General features: G+C 46.3%; 18 protein-coding genes and 1 pseudogene. 9 read left to right on the top strand and 10 right to left on the bottom strand.

Going from position 1 to position 21,353, the window contains the following annotated elements; all coding sequences use genetic code 11:
* The first annotated feature begins 179 nt into the window (after positions 1-179).
* The 3 genes and pseudogenes from tnpC (at position 180) to QUA74_RS26575 (ending at position 2,633) form a co-directional block, all read left to right on the top strand.
* Positions 180-1,662 (top strand): annotated as a pseudogene (gene tnpC, locus QUA74_RS26565) (IS66 family transposase).
* Positions 1,663-1,727: 65 nt separating this feature from the next.
* Positions 1,728-2,243, top strand: a complete 516-nt coding sequence (scpB, locus tag QUA74_RS26570) for an SMC-Scp complex subunit ScpB (RefSeq protein ID WP_333334958.1) — start codon at positions 1,728-1,730, stop codon at positions 2,241-2,243.
* Between the two features lie 42 nt (positions 2,244-2,285).
* Entirely contained in the window at positions 2,286-2,633 is a 348-nt protein-coding gene (locus QUA74_RS26575; protein WP_006635907.1) for a DUF760 domain-containing protein, read from the top strand.
* Between the two features lie 306 nt (positions 2,634-2,939).
* Here QUA74_RS26575 and QUA74_RS26580 read toward each other — a convergent pair whose 3' ends face one another.
* Complete coding sequence (locus QUA74_RS26580; RefSeq protein WP_333334961.1) at positions 2,940-4,160, bottom strand: HhoA/HhoB/HtrA family serine endopeptidase; 1,221 nt, start codon at positions 4,158-4,160, stop codon at positions 2,940-2,942.
* Positions 4,161-4,473: 313 nt separating this feature from the next.
* Between QUA74_RS26580 and QUA74_RS26585 the strand changes: the two genes are divergently transcribed.
* Positions 4,474-5,388, top strand: coding sequence for a M23 family metallopeptidase (locus QUA74_RS26585; protein WP_333334964.1), 915 nt, complete (start codon positions 4,474-4,476; stop codon positions 5,386-5,388).
* Positions 5,389-5,645: 257 nt separating this feature from the next.
* Here the strand turns inward: QUA74_RS26585 and QUA74_RS26590 are convergent, their stop codons facing one another.
* The 6 genes from QUA74_RS26590 to purS form a co-directional block, all read right to left on the bottom strand.
* Positions 5,646-5,780 (bottom strand): hypothetical protein, encoded by a 135-nt coding sequence (locus QUA74_RS26590; protein ID WP_333334966.1) that lies wholly within the window; start codon positions 5,778-5,780, stop codon positions 5,646-5,648.
* Positions 5,781-5,969: 189 nt separating this feature from the next.
* Complete coding sequence (locus QUA74_RS26595) at positions 5,970-7,676, bottom strand: hypothetical protein (RefSeq protein ID WP_333334969.1); 1,707 nt, start codon at positions 7,674-7,676, stop codon at positions 5,970-5,972.
* A complete protein-coding gene (locus tag QUA74_RS26600) occupies positions 7,673-9,721 on the bottom strand; it encodes an ATP-binding protein (protein ID WP_333334971.1) in 2,049 nt (682 codons plus the stop codon). The genes QUA74_RS26595 and QUA74_RS26600 overlap by 4 nt, the downstream gene beginning before the upstream one ends.
* A gap of 138 nt (positions 9,722-9,859) precedes the next feature.
* Positions 9,860-10,663 carry a DUF4058 family protein gene (locus tag QUA74_RS26605; protein ID WP_333334973.1) on the bottom strand — a complete coding sequence of 268 codons (804 nt, stop codon included), beginning with the start codon at positions 10,661-10,663 and terminating at the stop codon, positions 9,860-9,862.
* A 170-nt stretch (positions 10,664-10,833) separates the two neighbouring features.
* Positions 10,834-11,535, bottom strand: a complete 702-nt coding sequence (gene purQ / locus QUA74_RS26610; protein WP_333334976.1) for a phosphoribosylformylglycinamidine synthase subunit PurQ — start codon at positions 11,533-11,535, stop codon at positions 10,834-10,836.
* 311 nt (positions 11,536-11,846) lie between these two features.
* Positions 11,847-12,131 (bottom strand): phosphoribosylformylglycinamidine synthase subunit PurS, encoded by a 285-nt coding sequence (gene purS / locus QUA74_RS26615; RefSeq protein ID WP_333334979.1) that lies wholly within the window; start codon positions 12,129-12,131, stop codon positions 11,847-11,849.
* 143 nt (positions 12,132-12,274) lie between these two features.
* On the opposite strand from purS, the gene QUA74_RS26620 reads away from it, so the two are divergent.
* A complete protein-coding gene (locus QUA74_RS26620; RefSeq protein ID WP_006634700.1) occupies positions 12,275-12,667 on the top strand; it encodes a Fur family transcriptional regulator in 393 nt (130 codons plus the stop codon).
* 160 nt (positions 12,668-12,827) lie between these two features.
* Here the strand turns inward: QUA74_RS26620 and QUA74_RS26625 are convergent, their stop codons facing one another.
* From QUA74_RS26625 to QUA74_RS26635, 3 genes are all read right to left on the bottom strand, one after another.
* The gene (locus tag QUA74_RS26625) at positions 12,828-15,038 is read right to left on the bottom strand and encodes a peptidase domain-containing ABC transporter (RefSeq protein WP_333334981.1); all 2,211 of its coding nucleotides are present in this window, start codon (positions 15,036-15,038) and stop codon (positions 12,828-12,830) included.
* A gap of 138 nt (positions 15,039-15,176) precedes the next feature.
* Positions 15,177-15,344 (bottom strand): hypothetical protein, encoded by a 168-nt coding sequence (locus QUA74_RS26630; protein ID WP_333334984.1) that lies wholly within the window; start codon positions 15,342-15,344, stop codon positions 15,177-15,179.
* Between the two features lie 169 nt (positions 15,345-15,513).
* Complete coding sequence (locus QUA74_RS26635; protein WP_333334987.1) at positions 15,514-15,741, bottom strand: secretion protein HlyD; 228 nt, start codon at positions 15,739-15,741, stop codon at positions 15,514-15,516.
* Positions 15,742-16,080: 339 nt separating this feature from the next.
* Between QUA74_RS26635 and QUA74_RS26640 the strand changes: the two genes are divergently transcribed.
* The 4 genes from QUA74_RS26640 to QUA74_RS26655 all read left to right on the top strand — a co-directional run bounded on the left by QUA74_RS26640 (position 16,081) and on the right by QUA74_RS26655 (position 21,280).
* On the top strand, positions 16,081-17,196 hold the full coding sequence (locus QUA74_RS26640; protein ID WP_333334989.1) for an HlyD family efflux transporter periplasmic adaptor subunit: 1,116 nt from the start codon (positions 16,081-16,083) through the stop codon (positions 17,194-17,196).
* Between the two features lie 148 nt (positions 17,197-17,344).
* Positions 17,345-18,355 carry a tryptophan--tRNA ligase gene (trpS, locus tag QUA74_RS26645; RefSeq protein ID WP_333334993.1) on the top strand — a complete coding sequence of 337 codons (1,011 nt, stop codon included), beginning with the start codon at positions 17,345-17,347 and terminating at the stop codon, positions 18,353-18,355.
* Positions 18,356-18,486: 131 nt separating this feature from the next.
* The gene (locus tag QUA74_RS26650; protein WP_333334996.1) at positions 18,487-19,377 is read left to right on the top strand and encodes a methylenetetrahydrofolate reductase; all 891 of its coding nucleotides are present in this window, start codon (positions 18,487-18,489) and stop codon (positions 19,375-19,377) included.
* A 259-nt stretch (positions 19,378-19,636) separates the two neighbouring features.
* Positions 19,637-21,280: a mucoidy inhibitor MuiA family protein gene (locus QUA74_RS26655; RefSeq protein WP_333334998.1), complete on the top strand. Its 1,644-nt coding sequence runs from the start codon at positions 19,637-19,639 to the stop codon at positions 21,278-21,280.
* Positions 21,281-21,353 lie beyond the last annotated feature (73 nt).

Genomic DNA, 21,353 nt, shown 5'->3' on the forward strand with positions numbered 1-21,353 from the left:
TTTTGATTTTTGAGGATTTCTCGTAAGTTTTCTACTGATTCGGTAATCTTTATATGAGGACGACCAGACATTGTAATGCTCTCCTTTACTTTTTACACAAGTCTATCACATCTTTTAAAAAATGGTATGAGGTGGTGGGTATTGACAAGTGTGATACTGGAAAGTAGAATGTAGAAATTATGAAAAAAAACCTGCCACCCAAACTCAACAGTGAAATCTTAAAACAGTTGGCGACAGAGAAACTGGTAGAGATGATCGTGGAGCAGGCGAGGGCTATAGAGCAGTTAAAATCCAGAGTAATAGAACTAGAACAGGAAATAGAGAAACTTAAAATCAGCAGAGATTTAGACAGCACAAGATCATCAAAGCCACCATCGTCCGACCTCCTCAAAAAAAGCGAGAAAAAACTTGAAGCTCAAACAACAGATGAAAGGGAGACACCAAAACGGAAACCAGGAGGACAACCAGGGCATCCGGGAAAAACGAGGAAGGGGTTTGGTCGGGTAGATAGATTAGAGATATTACGACCGCAAGTGTGTACGTGTTGTGGTCAAAGCGAATTCAGTGGCGAACCCATCAAAATAGAGAGACAGCAAGTAGCTCAGTTAGTAGAGAGTCCAATAGAAATAGTAGAATATCAAAGATATACGTGTATTTGCAGCGAGTGTGGGGAAACACAAACAGCAGACTGGTCGCCAGAAATAGTACCGGGACAAGATATCGGAATCAGACTGCAAGCTTTTTTAGGATGGATAAATAATTACGGACAATTATCCTACGAAAAACAACAAGAACTGTTGTGGGAACTGGGAAAAATAGAAATAGGAGTGGGAACTTTAGTAGCGACCAATGAAAGAATAAATGGCGCAGTGACTCAAAGTATTGACCAGCTCAAACAGTGGGTCAAACAAACCCAGCCCAATATCCATGCGGATGAAACGCCAAGGGCCGTCAAAGGGGTCAAAGAATGGTTATGGATTTTTGCCAATACCAACTTCGCTTTATTTCATGCTGCTGATACTCGCTCTCGCGCGGAATTAGAATCTATTTTGGGTTCTTGCTACGAAGGTGTACTTAGTTCAGATGACTATAGCGCCTATAATGGTTATCCTGTCAAGGCCCAACAAAAATGTCTGGCGCATTTACGCCGTCACTTCAAGAAACTAATCCAGGTTCCTGGCTTAAATAACCAGGAGATTGGAGCAAAATTTATTAGCCTGATAGATGAGGGTTTTAAAAACTATGCTTTATGCCAACAAACCCAAAACCTTGATGAATTCTTGAGTTGGACATCCCAGTTTAAACCAAAAGTTGAATCTACGATTAATTCATGGATAGAGAGAGCCGGAGGGGAAGCCGGGAAACTTTTACGCTCCTTGAGGAAGAAAGCTGATCTCCGGGTGGTATTTTTTAGACCATCCAGAGATACCGCCTGATAATAATTTAGCAGAACGAACGTTACGTTTAGCCGTCACAAAAAGAAAAATTAGTGGAGGTTCCCGGTCTATGGAACGGTTTCAAGATACTGCCAATTTATTGACTGTTATACAAACTTGTCGCCATCAAGGACGTTGTGTCATTGAGTTTTTTGACCAAGCTCTAAAAGCAATGGTTGACTCGGCTGTGCAGACTCCTTCTTTAATTCCTCTAATTGAGACCTGAATCCTTACCTTTCTTGCTTCTTCCTTCTTCTTTTAACGTCCCAATTCCTCATTACTAATTCCCAAATGACTCGCTTAGCCACAACAATAGAAGCCATACTTTACTTAAAAGGTCAGCCAGTGTCGATCGCAGAAATTGCCGAGATTGCCAAGTGCGATCGAGCCCAAGCCGAAGACGCCATCATCGAACTCATGTCTGACTCGTCCCACCGCGACAGTGCATTAGAAGTCGTCGAAACCCCCACAGGATACAGCCTGCAACTCAGAGAAGAGTTTGCCAGTTTAATGCAAACTTTAATACCTCCAGAATTAGGTGTGGGAGCTTTGCGGACGCTGGCTGCGATCGCCCTCAAAGGCGGCATCGCTCAGCCAGATTTAGTTAACTTGCGAGGTTCAGGAGCTTACCAACAAGTGCAGGAACTTGTAGAAATGGGTTTCGTCCGCAAACGGCGGCCCACTGAAGGGCGGTCGTATTGGTTACAAGTTACCGAGAAATTTCATCGGTACTTTCAAGTAGACCAACTGCCAAAACAATTACAAATTGACTTTCAGGCAAATTTGTACCCAAGCAATGATGAGTAGTTTGAAGTAGAATGTAACCAGCCAGAAATTAAGAATCGCCAAATGGTTTTTCACCCTGACTTTGACACATCCAATGCCCAACAAACCGCAGTCAATCCACTGCTGAAGTACCTCCAACACCAATCCCCGGAGGTTCTAGCCCGCGTCGCCAAGTCCGTCAGCCCCGACATCAGAGAAATAATCTCTCATAACGTTCAAGGACTTGTGGGCGTTTTGCCTTCAGAAAATTTTAACGTCGAAATTACCACCGATCGCGAAAACTTAGCAGGTTTGCTAGCTTCAGCGATGATGACAGGCTATTTTTTGAGGCAAATGGAGCAGAGGATGCACCTAGAAGAAAATTTAGCAAGCACCAGCTCGATTCAACCAAACTCACCCAAAGACAAGTAAAAAGATCAACGGGTAGAGGAAGCCAGAAAGATGAAAGTTGTTCAGAAAAATCCATAATCCTGAATCGTGGAGGCACAGGGAATTAAGAAACCGGGCTGTTAACCGGGTATCCCTCGCGCTACACCGAGGATTTTGGTAAAAAAACCCGGTTCCTCCGTCCAGGACTATAAAGCCTCAGATTTATCTTTCATCCTCCACAGTTTGCAAATAAATACCAGTTTCACAAAAGAATGCAACTGTAAGTAAGCTCCAAATCCTTATCCCATAAGTCATTCCCAATTCTTTAATCGAAAATCGAAAATGGTATTAGCCACCGGCGGAGCTACCCGATAGGGGAAAAGCACCCGGACGTACTTTAATTTTCTGAACTTGACCCAAACGGTTAATTTCCAGTTCGAGTTCTTTGCCCACAACGGTGTTTTCCACCCGTTCTTGCACGTCGCCTGGAGTGTTAACCCCAATTCCGTCAACTTTTTGAATGACATCTCCGGCGCGCAAGTCGGCTTTTTGAGCGGGGGAATTTTCCACGACTCGCGTCACGGCTACGCCTTGATCGAGGGTAATTTTATTATTATCGAGCTGTTTGTTGAGTTCTGCCTTGGTGGCGGCAGTCAAGCTGACCATTTGAATGCCAAGATAGGGATGTTCGGCTTTACCTTTGGCGAATAACTGATCGGAAATTCGTTTGGCGGTTTCGATCGGAATTGCAAATCCCAAGCCCTGAGCGTCGGCGCGAATGGCGGTATTGATGCCAATTACTTCGCCTTGGTCGTTGAGCAGCGGGCCACCAGAATTGCCGGGGTTGATGGCGGCGTCGGTTTGGATGAAGCGGACTCGCTTGTCGGGGATGCCGACTTGGGAACTCGATCGACCCGTAGCGCTGATAATGCCCACAGTCACGGTATTGTCGAGACCTAAAGGATTGCCGATCGCGATCGCCCACTGTCCCGGTACAATATTGTCCGATCGACCCAAAGCCACCTGCGGCAGTTCCTTAGCATTAATCTTAACCACAGCCACATCCGTCAGCGGATCGACTCCCTGCACCTTACCCTCAAACTCGCGGCCGTCTTTGAGCGTCACCTTGACAGTATCCGTCCCGGAGACAACGTGAGCATTAGTAACGATGCGGCCGTCCGAAGTGAGAATAAACCCCGAACCCGTACCTCTCTTGACTCGTTCTTCCGGCTGCGGCAAATTCTCCCCAAAAAACCGACGAAACAACGGATTTTTGAAAGCTTCGGGCACTTGATTCGCCACCTTGCTTGATGCGTCAATCCGCACTACAGCCGGGCCGACTTTTTCGGCTGCTTCAGCAATAAAATTGGGATTGCTGCGATCGACTGCCCGATTTTCCTGAACTGGAGGAGAGGGATAGGGGGGGATTTGCTGGCGTACTACTGGCAAAACCAATCCGGTTTCCAGATTGTTTGAGCCTTGCAAATAGCGATTTCCCAACCATCCCATCCCTCCGCCGATTGACAGCAAAGTCACATAAAGGGTCGCTTGCTTAAAAGATAAACTCATTTAATAACTCCCGCTAAATACCTCATCCCCGCAGACAGGTTCTGAATCAAGCATTTTTGTCTTGGCGACGGGAAGGAAGCGGGGCGGGGCGTACCGCTTCCTCAAGAACATAGCTGTTAACAGGCAGGCGCCCATCGGCATCACAGGCAATTTTGCCGGATTTGCCAAGAGCGACTAAAACTAATAATTCTCATCCTAACTTGGCTTAGCCTGGGATTTACAGTCTGGGGGGTGGCTAGAGCTTTCAAATATGCACTTTCACGGGATTTTAAAATTGTCAACTGTCCGAAATGAATACTTTTTTATGTACATAATGACTTTTAAACGCTTATTTCCGCTGATTTCTGCACTAATTTGGTCGATCGCACCCGTTGGGAAAGCGGCGACAAATACCGAGATCCCACCTGCAAATCTTCCTTCAGGTACACCTGTAGAAAACCCCGACCCCGCCCGCGATTGCCCGAGTCCGGCTATGTCTCGGTTGCGTCGCCACACTGTGGCCCAGGGCGAAACAATTGAAAGCATCGCGCGGCAGTACAATGTGATTCCTGCGGCGCTGATCGGGATAAATCCCATGTTGCGGGGCGGTGGAGTATCTGCTGGAAGTGCGATCGTCATTCCTCCGTACAGTGGCATGGAGGTAGAAGTGCCTGCGGGCTGGAATTGGCAAAAACTGGCAGAAGCTTACAAAGTGCCCGCAGACTTGCTATTTGAGGCGAATGGGTGCAGGTCTTTGGGGAAAACGGTGTTTGTGCCAGCGGTGAATAGGTCGATCGGGCGTTCTATCACTCCCGATGCAACGCCATCGGTGCAAGGATTTCCGCTGCCCGCCCCAGCAGTGGAAGCTTTGCGTTACGGGCGGCAATTGCATCCGGCGCGGCGCGAATTTTTTTTCCACAGCGGCGTAGATTTTTTGGCGTCGGAGGGTACGCAGGTTTTGGCGGCGGGCGAAGGGACTATCGCCTTTGCCGGGCCGCAGGGGGATTACGGGAATTTAGTGGTGGTGAACCATGAAGCGGGGAAGCAAACGCGCTACGCTCATTTGAAAGATATTGCGGTAAAAGTCGGTCAAAAAATGCAGTCTGGAGAAGTTTTGGGAACTGTGGGGACGACGGGAAAACGGGACATTCCGCCATCTCATTTGCATTTTGAAGTTCGGTACAATTCGGGCTTGGGTTGGGTTGCTGAAGACCCGCTGCTTTATTTGCAAGCGACTATTAAAAAATAGGATTGTTAGTGTGCTGGGGGGGGTGACAACCCGCCCCAAATCCAGACGGGGTAAGGATTGAGCTGTGTTGTGGTAAAAAAAGATAGGCAGCAGAATTATTACACGATTGCCTATCCCAAAAAATATGTTACCAACATTTTACTAGACTCACTTACAAAAACAACTGACGCAAACCCCGTTTATTTTACTCACAATCTTTTTGAACCTGATAGAATCCGAGAAACAAGTAACGATCGCACTAATCGGGTTCCCATTAATCACTTATTGGTTAACAACTTATTGCCCGATCGCACATTTCTCTCCAATTCGATCGCCCATAAACCCAAAAACCCGATCGCCCATAAACCCAAAAATCCGATCGCCCCGATCAACACAAAAATTTGATCGCACATTTCTCTCAAATTCGATCGCCCTGAAACTCGTTACATTAGGACTTACAAGGGAGGCCGAGAAACCGGGTTTTTGACGACAAGACGCACTCCCACCACAGATTCGGTAAAAACCCGGTTTCTTTGGTGGGAGTGCGTCCAGAACCGTACACAAAAAATTAGATCGCCCGAACCGACCCAAAAATCCAATTATCACCCGCCGCTAACTCCCTCCAATCGCAGGAAATGCACCCGGCCCGACTCATCGCCGGCTACAACTGTCACCCCATCAGGCGCGATCGCACAGCACTTAAACTTATAATCTCCGCTGAAACTAGCAACCTCTTTGTAGCTAATCAAATCCCAGACTTTAAGGGTGTTATCCGATGAAGCGGAAACCGCTATGAGGCCGTTAGGGGCGCTCGCCACTGCATTTACCCAGTCAGTATGACCGATGAGGGTTATAAGTTCCGTACCGCTGTCTGTGTCCCAGATTTTGAGGGTGTTATCTAATGAAGCGGAAATCGCTGTTTTGCCAGAGGGTAAGGTCGCCACTGCATTGACAATGCCAGTATGACCGATGAGGGTGAAAAGTGGAGTGCCACTGTCTGTGTCCCAGATTTTCAGGGTTTTATCTGATGAAGCAGAAATCACTGTCTTGCCATCGGGTGCCATCGCTATTGCATTTACCCCGCTAGTATGACCGGTAAGGGTTAAGAGTTCGGTGCCTGTCTCGGTGTTCCAGATTTTCAGGGTTTCATCCCATGAACCGGAAATCGCTGTCTTGCCATCGGGTGCGATCGCCACTCCATTTACCCCGTCATTATGATCGGTGAGGGTTAAGAGTTCAGTTCCTGTCTCGGTGTCCCAGATTTTCAGGGTGCGATCGCCTGAAGCGGAAATCGCTGTCTTGCCATCGGGTGCGCTCGCTACTGCATTTACCCCGCTAGTATGACCGGTGAGGGTTAAGAGTTCGGTGCCTGTCCCGGTGTCCCAGATTTTCAGGGTTTCATCCCATGAACCGGAAATCGCTGTCTTGCCATCGGGTGCGATCACCACTCCATTTACCCCGTCAGTATGACCGGTGAGGGTTAAGAATTCGGTACCTGTCTCGATGTCCCAGATTTTCAGGGTTTCATCCCATGAACCGGAAATTGCTGTCTTGCCATCGGGTGAGATCGCCACTGCACTTACGAAGCTAGTATGACCGGTGAGGGTTCTAAGTAGGGTGCCGTTGTCTGTGTCCCAGACTTTTAGGGTTTTATCCTGTGAAGCCGAAATCGCTGTTTTGCCGTCTGGTGCGATCGCCACTGCATATACATAGCTAGTATGACCGATGAGGGTGAAAAGTAGACTGCCACTTTCTGTGTCCCAAATTTTCAGGGTTCGATCTTCTGAAGCCGAAATTGCTGTTTTGCCGTCTGGTGCGATCGCCACTGCTGTTACCGAGTCAGTATGACCGACCAGCGTTCGCAATGCCCCTTCATTCGCCCGTTCTAAATTAGCCTTTAAAGGCCGCAGCCAAGGACTATCTTTCGACTGCTTTGCTTGTGCCAGCATTGCCTGAATCCCAGGCATTTCCAAATCCAATAACCTCCCCCACAAATGTTCTACCAACTGGGTTTTATCCTTTTCCAAAACGTGCGCCGACTTGCGAATTCCTCCTTGAATCAACCGCAAAGTTTCAGTTTGCCCCTCCGACAGCAACACATCTGCATTTCTCCCTAAATCGTAATCCTCAATTAGCGGCTGCACCCCCAACAATTTTAACTTCGCCTCAATAAAACCAAAATCCGTCAGCCAACGATAATAACGGTTGAAATCTCGCCCAATCTCAATGAAATCCCTGGGTTGATGCTTCAACAAATATTCTCGCTCCGATTTACTTTGCTTCGCCAACCACACACCCAAATCGCTCATATAGGCGCTCCTTCTATCCTTTTATTCATACCTTGGCGGTTAAGTTCTTCAACATTAACCCCCGCAGATTGCACGGTTTCATCTTTTGCCAGAAACTCGCGAAAACTGTTGTGATAAGTGCTGTACCGAATTTCGCCGTTGACTTGCTGCTGCCGCAAAAATGAATCCCATTTCTTGAGTACCTGCTGTACTTTAAAATCTGTCTCGCCTACCGATTTAGCAATCCAGCCGCGAGAAACAGCTTCGCGCGCTTTCGAGATCACGTAGATAATCTTAACTTTCATCTCCAACAGCGGATCGTCTTCCCTGCCCATCATCTGTGCCCAATGCTTCCCATAATATCCTGTCAACTCCCTAGGCAAATCTTCCAAAGAAACATCCCTGTACTCGCCGTTTTCGATATCATTCAGCACGTAGCGGAGATACATAAAATTGTTCTGGCTTTTTTCAGCCACCGCCCCCACAAACTCTTCCAGGCTCAAATCATGACTGGCAATCCAATTCTGAATCGACGCGCTATTGCTGGTGCGTTTTGCAATATAAGCCTTCGTATCTTCCAGACTTTCTGCATCGTACTGCATCAAATCAAACACCCGATGATTCATCGGCAAAGGCAAAAATTCCGGCCGCTTGGAAACAATAAAGTAAACGTTATCCGGCAAAACTTCCGGCAAATAGAGAACGTTGCTACCGCTACTTTGCAAACTCAAATCTACTTCATCGAGGGCATCTACCACAAAAATCAACTTTTTCCCGCCCAATGTAGCGCTGACTTCCCCCAACAGTCGCCCTAAAAAATTGCCGTTTGCCGTCGCATTTTCCGGCAGTTGCGGATACTTATCCCTGAGTTTAAAGCCTTGTATTAACTGAATGCAGGCATTTTCGAGAAATATTTTTGCATCAACAATTCCGTCGGATCGCGAGTTAAAATGAGTAACGCAGCGGCCTCTCATCATCAACACGGACTGCGCCATAATTGAACTTTTCCCGACCCCCGGTTCTGCTTCTAAAACAAAATAGCCTTTCGGATTTTTATGCAAGAAACTGGCAATTTCTTCAAATACAAACTTGCGCCCGGTAAAGTCTTTAGTCCGGTCTTCAATAATCGTCTCGGACTTCAAAGAAATCGGCAATCGGGGCGCGGAAGTATCGATAAATGTTTGCAGCAATTCCCGAACTTGCGCCAAATCGTCCCGGATGCCAATTTCTATGGCGGACAATTTCACCATCACTTGACAAATCTGCTGCCCAGTTGCCACGGCCTCCAATTTGTGCAGAATTTCCCCATTTTGCAGCCCCAAATCTTTGAGTTCTGCCAAAGCAATTTGGTGCAGGTTCAACAGCATCGCCGCAAACTTTTCTCCTCCCTTCGCCGCATCCAGTTTCAGCACTTCGCGGTACGCTTTCGGGAAAGTTGCGTACAGTTTGTCCGCCACAAATTCCACAATTTCCGCATCGAAGGATTTGCCCTCGCTGGCCGCGAATTCGTTGACGAAACTTGCCCAATCTGCCGTTGTCAATCCGGTAACTCGATCAAACTCCTCGGCATCCGCAGAAAAAATCTTGGTTAACTGGTCTTCGGAAATATTTAAACCCCTTGACAAGTCGGCTGTATTCGTGTTAATATCCAGCCAGTATTCAGGAGTTTTCTCGGCTAATTGACTGAGTGCTGTTTCTGGATAAGGCAAATTTTTGGTTTCGGCGATCGCAATTAAGCGATCAGACTTCGCAACCTCTCTCAAAATATAGCCGATCGCCTCACCCGCCGCCTTAATCAAATCGTGATTATCGAGAATCCTCGGATTTTTGCTCAACCCTTCCGTCATCCGATTTCCGAGGTCATTAGCCGCGATATTCCCCGCTATACCAGTAGCAATCGCCGCCAAGATCGAAACTCCCCCAACTGCGATCGGGCCGCCGATCATACCCGCTGCTGCTTGAGTTCCCGGATTGGCGATCGCATTTGAAATAACTTGTCCAATAGCCATCACCGCACTGCATCCAATAACCCTAGTTTTAAAATTAGCTAAGTCCATTAGTGGCATAAAATAAATATTCCTCTTTTAAATAGTTGGTAGTAATTATATCTTGCCGGCTGCCGTTTAGTCCGTCGCTGCGAAAATTTCAAGTTGATTTAGAGATGGTAGATCGCGACTAACCCTACGATATAAAGTAAAATATAATTAATTATCTAGAAGTTCTTTTTCTTGCAAAAGTTGGGTAGCCCAAACCCGATCTTCTTCCGAGAGAGACGGTACGGGTTCTTGATTATAGTCGATCCGATAATCATAGCCAGCGCGATCGTAAATACCTGCAAATATTTCTGGTAAATTAACAATAGGTTCTACATCTTCCTCACGCAAGGGAAGCGGAAATATAGGTAGAGAATCGCGGAGATTAAAAGCATAAAGTTCGGCAAACGGACGGCGATTACTGGGACTGACCAAAACCCGATAATCGCTTTGAATAGAATTATTAAGAATGGGCATAGATTCCCATTTTCGTAGTAAATCGATTTCGACTAAATTGGTTAAGCTGCCTAAAATACTCTGGCGTTTTTTGAGATAAGTAATTCTTCCTTCTCCACTACGTTTGTTCACGGGAGAAAGAATTTCAATTGCGGTGACAACTTGTTTCGTTGCCATTTCTCGCACTTCCAGGTAAGTCTGTTTAATCTTTTCAGGAGCCGGCACTTTGACGGTAGTCGGAAGTGTTATAGTTAAAGTAGCAACTGAACCTGTAGGAATATTCGGGTTATTAGATTGACGCTTAATCGCGACATCGGGGATACCTACTAAAAGGGAGTCGTTGTTACTGTCATTTGGCTCGGTAATTTCATAGATGCGTTTGTCGATTGCAACCTCATATTTAGGGCGAATTTGAGGGACTAAGGATGCCGCGATCGCAGAAATTAACCAATGATGAGTTTCCTGCCAGAAATCGGGGTGTTCTAAGTAGGGGTCCATTCCAGGAAAAGGTGAAGGCATAGGACTGTTCTCCGATGTATTGACTTTCAAATCATTTTAGCATTTTTAATTTTGTAGGGTGCGTCGCTACGAGATTTTCGAGTGTCCCTGAAAATTAGGGACACGGCATTGCCGTGTCCCTACAATAGCGACGCACCCTAGGGTATTTACAACAATGTCGCAAATATCAACTACAAAACAGCAGCCACACTTGCCATCAACAACCCTTGAAACAATTTCACCCCATCAGTTTCGCCCAACATCGGATCGGATGCCCGTTCTGGATGCGGCATCATTCCTAACACATTGCCTTGGCGATTGCAAATACCGGCAATATTATTTAACGAGCCGTTGGGATTCCCAGCATCGCTAATTTTGCCCGCCTCTGTGCAGTAGCGAAACAACACTTGATTGTGATCTTCTAGTTCTGCTAAAGTATCGGCATCCGCATAATAGTTGCCTTCACCGTGGGCGATCGGCAAATCGATGATTTCACCCGAAGTATAAGCCGCAGTCCAACGAGTATTACCGCGCTCGACTTTCAAAGAAGCGCGATCGCAAATAAAATTCAATCCCGCATTCCGCACCAGAGCACCGGGCAGCAAACCAGCTTCAGTCAACACCTGAAAACCGTTGCAAATACCCAGTACAAGTTTGCCCTGTTTCGCGTGTTCCGCAGTAGCCCGCATCGCCGGAGAAAAACGGGCGATCGCGCCGCACCGCAAATAATCTCCGTAACTGAAACCGCCGGGAATTACAATGATATCGATATCCGAAATATCGGTATCTTCGTGCCAAATCATCCGCGTCGGTTGGTGAAGTAACCCTTGAGTCACCCATACCACATCGCGATCGCAATTTGAACCCGGAAAAACAATAACTCCAAATTTCATAAGCTGAAGGAAGAGGGAAGAAGGAAGAGGGAAGAAGGAAGAAGGAAGAGGGAAGAGGGAGGAAGGAAGAGGTGTCAACATAAGACTAAAATCTTATGTTTCTCTCGCTTGTATCAAAGTCTCGATCCCCCTAAATCCCCCTTAAGAAGGGGGACTTTGAGTGCTCCGAGTTTTCGTGTTCTTAACGAAGACTTTGAACGCTCTTGTCCTGGCCTTTTTAATAGAGACTTTGAACACTATTGTCCCCCCCTTATTAAGGGGGGTTAGGGGGGATCTCCGGGGCTAAAAACACACCCTAGGGGCGATCGCATTTATGCCGCCGCTGTCTCCACAGCAACAGGAATTTCAGTCAAATCAAAGCGATAATTTTCAATCACTGGATTGGCCAAAAGTTGGTCGCAAACGCGATCGAGTTGTTCGCGGGCCTCCGACTCACCAGCAGCAGTCAGCCTCAATTCAACGTACTTCCCGATTCGCACACGCTCAACATTGTCGTATCCCATGTGTTGCAAACCAGACTGTACGGCTGTGCCGGCCGGATCTAAAACAGAAGGGCGGAGGGTAACATAGATTTGGGCAAGATATTTCTGAGTCACGGGAATGTTGCGGTAGGTGATGTGAAAGTTAGCCCCATTGTATTCTACAACTGAGCTGCGCGCCGATCGCCATTTGGTTCGCCCAAGTAAGATAGCCTAGAAATAGGGACAGATGTGATTCCAGCAGATTCGAGAAAAAAATTATGAGAACCAACCACACCCGCAGTCAGGAGCGTATTTTAAACTTGCTCAAAGTCCTGAATCGATCGCTCTCAGCGCAAGATATCTACTTAGAACTGCGTAACAGCGACCAAAGCATGGGCCTAGCAACAGTTTACCGCTCCCTCGACGGTTTAAAGCGAGAGGGGTTCGTTCACGTCAGAACTCTCGCTAGTGGCGAGTCTCTCTACGGTGCCGCCCACCAAGACCAACATCACCTAACTTGTCTGGAATGCGGCACCTCCATTACGATCGACGAATGCCCCGTCCACCACTTAGAAAGCCAACTACAACAATCTCATTCTTTCAAGATTTATTATCACACTTTGGAGTTTTTCGGATTGTGCGATCGATGTACTTTGGCTCAAGAATCTTAGAGAGGTTATTAGTCATGAGTGATATCAATTCCGGTTGCACGAGCGAAATGATTGTTGACTGTTGACTGTTGAGTGTTGACTGTAGAAGGAGGGGTCGAACCGCGCAGCCGGGTGTTGTTTGTGTAGCGACAGATTTCAACCTGTCGTTTTATTAACTAGCTCAAGGATGCAAAAACTCTAAATGGTCTCCTGGAATCGATCGCAATTTTGCAGCCGAACCTTGCATTTTCAACCGGCCGCGTTCTAACATGATAATCCAATCGGCGCGATCGATCACTCGCGGCCTGTGACTGATAAAAATCGTGGTTTTCCCGTGCCGATACATCAACAATTGTTCTAAAACTTCCGCTTCGCTTGCGGGGTCAAGCCCTGCGGTAGATTCGTCTAAAATCAATACGGGTGGGTTGTTGAGAATGCCGCGGGCGATCGCCAATCTTTGTCTTTGTCCGCCAGAAATATTCGCTCCAAACTCCCCTAAAACAGTTTGATATTTATCCGGCAATTGGCTGATAAATTCATCCGCGCCCGCAATTTTGCAAACTTTAACAATCTGTTCAAAGCTGATATCTGGGCTGCCCAAACGAAAATTTTCTAGAATCGAACGGCTCCAAAAATGCGCTTCTTGAGGAACAAGAACAACCTGCTGTCTGAGACTGTCAAGAGACAAATCCTGCAAGTTGTAACCGCCAATTCTAATATTACCAGATTGCAGCGGGTACAGACCAGCAATTACTTTTGCCAGCGTACTTTTTCCGCAGCCAGAATAGCCGATTAAAGCAATTGCTTGACCGCCGGGAAACGTCACCGAAAAATTTTCCAGCAAGTCAAGTCGGCCGGGGTAGTGAAAACTAACACCCTTGCAAACAATACCGTCGCGGTCCTGAATAGTTACAAAAGGTTTATTACTATCATTTTTTGTTTCCGGTTCAGCATCGATAACTTCCGAAAGCCGTTGAGTTGCTGTCTGGACGCGAGTTATTTCATCCGAAAATCCGACTAAGGAAGTCACCCAAGTAGTAACGTTTTGATTCATACTAATAAACGCTAGCAACTGACCGATACTCAATACCTTGTCAATCACCAAACCGCTGCCCAACCACAGCAGGCTAATGCTGCCCGCCGAGGCAATAAACCCGGAAAATATATTGTTGAGTATGCCAATTTGTGTAGTGCGGAAAGTGATATTTGCTAACCGGCCGAAGCGGCTTTGAAATTCTTCCCAAAGTTGCTGACCGCTGCTAGTAGTTTTGACGGTCAGCGCGCCTTTAAAAGTTTCTACTAAAACGCCTTGAGTTTCGGCTTCCAACACAAATAAACTGCGCGTTTTTTGCTGCAATACGGGCAGAAATACCACTGTAGATGCAGTCATTAACAGAGCAATCACTGTAGCTGCTAGCGTCAGTTCTTTGCTGTAAAACAGCATAAAAATAAAAGAAACTACAGCGATAAAAAATTGACTAGGCAAGCTGATAGCGACTTGAGAAACTAATTTATTTATTTCTTGGATATCTTGTAATCTACTGACGATTTCGCCGCTGCGTCTGGTTTCGTAAAAACTCAAAGGCAATCGCAGAAATTTGCGCGCGAACTCCATCACCAATCCTAACTCTAAACGCTGGGAAAACTGAGCAATTAAGTTCGACTGTACTAACCCTAAACTGCTGCTAAAAAGGTTCATAACTATAACTGCGATCGCCACGCTTGCCAGGAGTTGTCTGTCGCCCCGCACCAGAATGTCGTCGGTGAGCAGTTGAACGAGAAAAGGCGAAGAAATTGACAGCAAACCCAACACCATATTCAGCAAAAATGCTTCCATTAAAATCGGGCGATAAATCCCAATCCGGCGCATCCATTTTTGTAAAGAATTGGCGGGCGGTTGACCCTCTGCTGCCGCAAAAAACCGCTCCGCATCGGGTTCTACTAGCAAGCACAGCCAATCTGTCCAAGCTGCTGCTAATTCTGCTTTAGAAACATAGCGCATACCGACAGCCGGATCGCCGATCGCATATTGGTTGCCCTGTTTACCGTACAAAACAACCCAGTGATAGCCGCTCCAGTGAATAATCATCGGTAGAGGGGCATCATCGAGCTTGTCTAAAATTGCAGCGGCTGCTCGCACCGATCGAGCATTAAAGCCGATCGCCTCAGCTCCTTGTTTCAAGCCCAGTAAACTCGTCCCTTGTTGCCCAGTGCCGACAAATTCTCGCAAGCGGCTAATTGTAAAATTCTGTCCATAAAATTTAGCGATCGAAGCCAGACAAGCTGCACCGCAATCTTCTTCGCTCTGCTGGAGAACAACCTGATATTTCATCAACCTGTTTACTTGTCCGAAGAAAGGCATTTCTCGGATAAAAGGAATGTTCTTTAACATTTGGCAAAATGAATAATGAGTAGAGCCTAATGAACATTACTCTTCACCGAGTACCCAATCAGAACAAAGCACCCATAAGTTTATGGGTGCTTTATTAATTAACATCAATAGATCGAGCTGAATTGACAGCACTAAACCTTAATAGTAGCGGTACACTACTCTGAAGGAGCCGTCGCAATTCCGGCGGTACACGACGTGACGCGTCGGACGGTAACAGTTTCGACGGGAATAGTGACCGCCGTTGACGCTAGCTGATTCTTCAGGGGTGAGTTCAGCAAACAGTGAATCGTCCTTTGTTCCTTGCATGATTTGACTCCGTTTAACTTAATAAAATTGAAGGGAAACTAGAAATCTTATCGAATTTCTAGAGCCTCGTGTAAATACTGACTAATACTTCTTGTAGTGCTGTGCGACCTCCGGAATATTACGGAGAAATTTTCAAAATTTACTAGATCGCACAATTTGACTCACCTATCTAAACCACTAGGGTTGGGTAAGGGCGATCGCGGCTCGGATCGTACAGATAAAGCTGGCTAGGTTGCGGCAGGAAAAACAGCATATTGACGCCATAGCTGCTGCTGTTATCGGTCTCGCTGTTGCTGTTAGCGCCGCTGATACCCATGCTAATGCTGCCACCACGGACAGTAGCAGATTCTCCATCGGTTAGTTCCATGAAGAGTGAATGTTGTTGATTTTCTGACATAAAGAACTCCTATTAATACCTATGTACTTACTTACTACCTACGCATACAGGAAAAACCCGGTAACAGCGCCAAAAGTCATTGCAAAAACCCCATATTTTCCTGACAGTGGCCCGTTGGCTTCACTCCTCTTGATATTTGGCGAACTTTGTGGGTGGGAAGGGCAAAGCTGTGCGGATTTTTACCTTTACCCTGTGAATTTTGATTTAGACTTCTAAACCTATACTTGGTTTCCGGAAAGCTGATCATAAAAGTGACAAAACAAATCAGCGATCAATCTCTCCCTCCCCCCCAACTCAAAACTCAAAACTCCAAACTATTCCCCTCTCTCCCTTGCCGCCATGTCTCTCACTCCCGAAGCCACACCCGCTGAAACCTTTGATAACGACCAGTTTTTGCCCCCTGTCAGCCGCTGGACGACTTTGGGTGGCATTTTGATGGTGGCCACCTTTGGCGGGGCGATCGCCCTCGCTAGCGTCACCAAATACAGCGCTACAGTCAAAGCAGATGCGATCGTCCGTCCAGCCGGAGAAGTGCGCGTCGTGCAAGCAGCAACCGAAGGAACAGTCGAAAGCATTGCTGTCAGCGAGAATCAGACAGTCAAAGAAGGAGATGCGATCGCAGTTATAGACGCTTCGCGTTTGGGCGCTCAAAAAAAACAGTTACAAGAAATAATTAATCAGTCTCAACCAGCAGCACAGCAAATCAACCAGCAACTGCGCGACTTAGAAAATCAAATTTTGGCCAGCGCCCAATTTAAAAGCATCCAAAGTGAAAGTTCCGCCCAACAGGAATTAATCGAATCCGCTTTAGTAAAATTCGCCACATTGCTGCCAGATGTCGCCGAGAGACTGGGCAGAAGTCGGCGGGTTTTGCTCGTCAAGCGATCGTCAATTCAACAACAATTGATTCAAGCTAAAAAAGAACTAAATCAAATTGACTTAAAACTCGAAAATAGCGTGATCCGCGCGCCCGCTGATGGTACAATTCTCAGACTGGAAGTACGAAATACTGGTCAAACCGTACAAGCCGGCAGCGCGATCGCTCAAATCGTCCCCAGCGACGTACCCTTGGTAGTCAAAGCCAAGGTGACATCCCAAGACATCGCCCGCATCCAAATCGGTCAACCCGTACAGATCAGGATTTCGGCTTTGCCTTTCCCCGATTACGGCACATTGAAAGGTACTGTCAGCGAAATCGCCCCAGATGCGATCGCCACTCAAAATCCCACTAATAATTTAGGTACAGCTTATTACGAAGTGGCAATTAAGCCCGAACAAACTTATTTAACCAAACTCGAATCCGCCAACGGTCAATTCTTCGGAAAATCCTCGGCTAATGTCCCCCGCAAGTATTCGATTCAATCGGGAATGGAAGGTAGAGGCGATATTATTACCGGGGAAGAAACTGTTCTGACATTTATTTTGCGGAAAGCAAGGTTGCTGACAGATTGGTAATTAGTCAGTTGTCAGTTGTCAGGTGTTAGTTGTCAACAGTCAGCAGTCAGCAGTCAGCAGTCAACAGTCAACCGCCAGAAAATTAGAGGCTCTGAAATTGAAATAACGTGTCAATATAGAAATGTGAGTTCAATTCTATTCTTTCCTCATGGGCAAACAGCGCATTCTTTCAGGAGTTCAGCCAACAGGCAATCTTCACCTCGGCAATTATCTCGGTGCCATTCGCAACTGGGTAGAAAATCAAAGTCAGTACGAAAATTACTTCTGCGTAGTCGATTTGCACGCAATTACCGCACCGCACAATCCAGCAACTCTAGCCTCCGACACTTACACGATCGCCGCACTCTATTTAGCCTGCGGCATCGATTTAGAATATTCTACTATTTTCGTGCAATCCCACGTCTCGGCGCACACAGAACTAGCATGGCTGCTCAACTGTATTACGCCGATTAACTGGCTCGAAGATATGATTCAGTTTAAAGAAAAAGCAGTTAAACAAGGTGAAAATGTCAACGCAGGTTTGCTAAATTATCCCGTGTTAATGGCAGCAGACATTTTGCTTTACGATGCCGACAAAGTGCCAGTGGGAGAAGACCAAAAACAGCATTTGGAACTCACCCGCGATATTGTCATCAGATTAAATCACCAATTCGGCACACCCGAAAAGCCCGTATTGAAACTTCCCGAACCGTTAATTCGGACTGACGGTGCGAGGGTGATGAGTTTGACAGATGGCACGCGCAAAATGTCGAAATCTGACCCTTCCGAACAAAGTCGAATTAATTTATTAGATTCGCCCGATACGATCGCAAAAAAAATTAAGCGCTGTAAAACCGATGCCGTGCGGGGTTTGACGTTTGACGACCCCGATCGCCCCGAAGCTAGAAATTTGCTGACACTTTATCTCCTGCTTTCCGGCAAATCTAAGGAAGAAGTAGCAACAGAGTGTGAAAACATGGGTTGGGGAGATTTTAAACCCTTGCTGACAGAGACGACAATTAATGCCCTCAAACCAATTCAGGATAAATACAAGGAAATAATGGACGATCCGGGATATTTAGAGTCTGTACTACGTCGCGGAAGAGAACAAGCAGAAGCTATTGCTAATCAAACTCTAACTAAGGTTAAGACAGCTTTCGGTTATTCTTTACCTGTTTAGTTGTTAGTTGTTAGTTGTTAGTTGTTATTGGTTAAGAATGACAACTGCCAACTGCCCACTAACAACTGCCAACTGCCAACTGTCAACTGCCAACTGCCAAATAACAAATAGCCAATAACAGAAAAATAATCATGAATCGTTTTCGCACAGCCTGCACCACCCCCGGAGAATTTATAATTACCGCCGAAGTTGCCCCGCCAAAAGGTGGCGACATAACTCACACAATTCAAATGGCTGAACGCCTCAAAAACAGAGTTCACGCAATTAATGTCACAGACGGGAGTCGCGCAGTTTTGCGAATGTGCCCGCTAGCAGTTTCGGCGATTTTAGTGCAGCACGGAATTGAGCCAATTTGTCAAGTTGCTTGTCGCGATCGCAATCAAATTGGCCTGCAAGCGGATCTCATGGGAGCCCACGCTTTAGGGATTCGCAATGTATTAGCACTTACAGGCGATCCCGTCAAAGCGGGCGACCATCCTAAAGCAAAAAGTGTATTCGACTTTGAATCAGTACGACTGTTACAAGTCATTCAAAAAATGAATGGCGGCAAAGACTGGAATGACAAACCTTTAACAGACGGAGTTACCGATTTATTTGTCGGTGCTGCCGTCGATCCGCAATGCCCCAGTTGGTCTGGTTTGCAAAGTCGATTTGAGAAAAAAGTAGAGGCTGGAGCACAGTTTTTTCAGAGTCAATTAATTACAGATTTTGAAGTTTTGGATAAGTTTATGCACCACGTTGCAGCGGGCTGCAACAAGCCAGTTTTAGCAGGAATATTTTTGTTTAAATCCGCTAAAAATGCTGAATTTATTAAAAAATACGTGCCGGGAGTTAACATCCCACAAGAGACTATCGATCGTTTAGCAAAAGCTCCCGAACCTTTGCAGGAAGGCATAAAAATTGCTGCCGAACAAGTCAAGCTAGCGCGACAGATTTGTCAAGGAGTTCACATGATGGCCGTCAAACGAGAAGATTTAATTCCTGAAATTTTGGATTTGGCAGGAATCGAGCCACTGAGCTAAAATTAAACCGTAGGGGCGGGTTTTATCAACTATTAATGCCTAACATTAACGATCTCATAAACCTGCCCACCCCCGCGCTAGCATTTTGAACATCAAACTGTAGGGGCAGGTTTAACCAACCATCAATGTATAAAACTAATGATCTCGTAAACCCCCCCTCCTCCGCTGTAGATAATCCAATAACTTCTGAGTTTGATTAATAAACTACTTTGAAAAATGCACGATCGACTAAACGTTTATTAAATAGGAGCAACTGGCAATGACTGACTCAGAAATTATTAATTCTGATACCATCAAAACACTAGAAACTAGCATATCCGAAGTTACAGTTTACACCGATCGCGCTTTGGTGACGCGCCGCGGTACGGTATCTCTGACGGGAAACGAGCGAGAATTGGCGATCGCCTCTGTACCCGCAACCCTCGAAACAGAGTCAGTCAGGGCCACGGGTGCGGGTACAGTTGCTGTGCGACTTTTGGGAGTGCGAACCGAAACAGTGTTTAGCAGCGAACCAGTGGGCGATTGCACTGCCGAATTAACCCAACAAATTCAGGAGTTACAAACCCAAAGACGGGGAATTAACGACAAAATAACCGCCCGAAAAATTCAGCTCAAATTTGTGGAAGGTTTGAGCGAAAAAAGCGTCGGTTTCTTTTCCAGCAGCATCGCCAAACAGCAGGTAGGTTTAAACGAAACTGGTGAATTGCTCAACTTTTTAGGAACTAATTACCTAAAATATGTAAGTGCGATCGCCCAGCACGAAAAACAGCAGCGCGAATTAGACAAGCAAATAGAAGCTTTGCTGCTGCAGTTGCGACAAGTACAAACTCCCCATTCTCAGCAAAGTTTTAACATCATTGTTGCCATAGAACCCAGTGGTATCGGCAATTTTGAACTAGAAGTTTCCTATGTAGTCATGGGAGCCCGCTGGACTCCACTTTACGACTTGCGAGTCAACACTACCAACAACCAAATTAATCTCAATTACTTAGCCGAAGTCAATCAAAATACAGGCGAAGATTGGGCTGGAGTAGCGCTGACTTTATCCACAGCAAAACCGGGAATGGGAACTTTGCCACCAAAACTCGAACCCTGGTTTATCGATACTGTTTACCCCAGATATGCTCAAGCCCGAGAACTTATGATGACACGCAGCCGACAGCCTGCGGAAGCAGAAATAGCACTAGATTATACAAACTTAGAGTTTCAAGACAATGGGCCACCTGCTGGTGCCGCACCCCAACTCATAGCAGCTCAAACCGCGACCACACAAGTATCGAAAGAAGGAGGCACTGTCTCATTTCAAGTAGGGGGAAATACCAAGATTCCCAGCGACGGTACACCGCACAAAGTCACTATTTTCAGCGAAAATTACCCGTTTAAACCTGAATATATTGCCGTTCCACGTTTAGTCAGTTTTGCCTATTTGCAAGCAGTTGTTGTGAATCCGATAACAGGTGCAACCCTGCTGCCCGGTAAAGCAAATATTTTTCGCAACAACACTTTTGTCGGCAGTGTGCAGTTAGAAAATGTTTCCCCGGGGCAAGAATATAAACTGAATTTAGGAATAGATGAAGGGCTAAAAATAGAGCGGGAATTAGTAGAAAGACAAGTAGATAAAAAACTGATCGGTCAGCAGAGGCGCACGAGTTACGCTTATCGCTTAAATGTAACAAACTTGTATCAGGTGCAGGTACACCTGACACTAAAAGAGCAATTGCCAGTCAGCCGTAATGAACAAATTAAAGTGCGATCGACTCTCACTAATCCGAAGATAGTAGCAGGTGAAATGGGACTGCTAGAATGGATAATGTCTCTGCCGCCGCAAGCAAAGCAAGAGTTATATTACCAGTTTGTTGTCGAACATCCTCCCGACTTAACAGTCACGGGTTTAGATATTTAGGGCTTGCCGAAAAAGCCTAAAACCTCGACAGAGAAAGACTTTGAATGGTTTGAACGCTCCGCGTGTGCAAGCT

The organism is Microcoleus sp. LAD1_D3 (genome assembly GCF_036702135.1).
In the GTDB taxonomy this organism is placed as follows: domain Bacteria; phylum Cyanobacteriota; class Cyanobacteriia; order Cyanobacteriales; family Microcoleaceae; genus Microcoleus.

What these genes read in the sequence shown, in the direction of transcription:
- QUA74_RS26640 (WP_333334989.1), top strand. Translation starts at nt 16,081, where the DNA reads ATGTCTCTCACTCCCGAAGCCACACCCGCTGAAACCTTTGATAACGAC.
- QUA74_RS26620 (WP_006634700.1), top strand. Translation starts at nt 12,275, where the DNA reads ATGAGAACCAACCACACCCGCAGTCAGGAGCGTATTTTAAACTTGCTC.
- QUA74_RS26595 (WP_333334969.1), bottom strand. Translation starts at nt 7,676, where the DNA reads ATGAGCGATTTGGGTGTGTGGTTGGCGAAGCAAAGTAAATCGGAGCGA.
- QUA74_RS26625 (WP_333334981.1), bottom strand. Translation starts at nt 15,038, where the DNA reads ATGTTAAAGAACATTCCTTTTATCCGAGAAATGCCTTTCTTCGGACAA.
- trpS (WP_333334993.1), top strand. Translation starts at nt 17,345, where the DNA reads ATGGGCAAACAGCGCATTCTTTCAGGAGTTCAGCCAACAGGCAATCTT.
- purQ (WP_333334976.1), bottom strand. Translation starts at nt 11,535, where the DNA reads ATGAAATTTGGAGTTATTGTTTTTCCGGGTTCAAATTGCGATCGCGAT.
- QUA74_RS26655 (WP_333334998.1), top strand. Translation starts at nt 19,637, where the DNA reads ATGACTGACTCAGAAATTATTAATTCTGATACCATCAAAACACTAGAA.
- QUA74_RS26580 (WP_333334961.1), bottom strand. Translation starts at nt 4,160, where the DNA reads ATGAGTTTATCTTTTAAGCAAGCGACCCTTTATGTGACTTTGCTGTCA.
- QUA74_RS26630 (WP_333334984.1), bottom strand. Translation starts at nt 15,344, where the DNA reads ATGCAAGGAACAAAGGACGATTCACTGTTTGCTGAACTCACCCCTGAA.
- QUA74_RS26575 (WP_006635907.1), top strand. Translation starts at nt 2,286, where the DNA reads ATGGTTTTTCACCCTGACTTTGACACATCCAATGCCCAACAAACCGCA.
- QUA74_RS26590 (WP_333334966.1), bottom strand. Translation starts at nt 5,780, where the DNA reads ATGTGCGATCAAATTTTTGTGTTGATCGGGGCGATCGGATTTTTGGGT.
- QUA74_RS26585 (WP_333334964.1), top strand. Translation starts at nt 4,474, where the DNA reads ATGACTTTTAAACGCTTATTTCCGCTGATTTCTGCACTAATTTGGTCG.
- QUA74_RS26605 (WP_333334973.1), bottom strand. Translation starts at nt 10,663, where the DNA reads ATGCCTTCACCTTTTCCTGGAATGGACCCCTACTTAGAACACCCCGAT.
- scpB (WP_333334958.1), top strand. Translation starts at nt 1,728, where the DNA reads ATGACTCGCTTAGCCACAACAATAGAAGCCATACTTTACTTAAAAGGT.
- QUA74_RS26600 (WP_333334971.1), bottom strand. Translation starts at nt 9,721, where the DNA reads ATGCCACTAATGGACTTAGCTAATTTTAAAACTAGGGTTATTGGATGC.
- QUA74_RS26650 (WP_333334996.1), top strand. Translation starts at nt 18,487, where the DNA reads ATGAATCGTTTTCGCACAGCCTGCACCACCCCCGGAGAATTTATAATT.
- QUA74_RS26635 (WP_333334987.1), bottom strand. Translation starts at nt 15,741, where the DNA reads ATGTCAGAAAATCAACAACATTCACTCTTCATGGAACTAACCGATGGA.